At 55.7% G+C, this 253-nt stretch carries 1 protein-coding gene; it reads left to right on the forward strand.

Annotated elements, in window-relative coordinates; genetic code table 11:
- The coding region (locus tag IV91_RS16390) for a hypothetical protein (RefSeq protein ID WP_035418914.1) at window positions 1-253 on the forward strand (253 nt) is incomplete at both ends.

The raw sequence follows: 253 nt of genomic DNA on the forward strand, positions 1-253 counted from the left end.
ACCGGGATTCTGGAGAGCCCGGACTACCCCTTGGAACGGGAAGCCTTTGCGTCCTTTGCCCGTGAGTTGCGCTCGAATCTGAACGACAGCATCAGCGATGGTGAGATCACTGAAATGCTGGCCCAGCACCTGATCACCCGACCTGTCTTTGATTCCTTGTTCGAGGGGTACAGTTTTGCCCAGCACAACCCCATTTCCCAGGCTATGCAAGGCGTGGTGGACATTCTGGAGTCTCACCAGATCAGCAAGGAAG

Origin of the sequence: Ferrovum myxofaciens, assembly GCF_000735045.1 — a bacterium.
Lineage (GTDB): Bacteria > Pseudomonadota > Gammaproteobacteria > Burkholderiales > Ferrovaceae > Ferrovum > Ferrovum myxofaciens.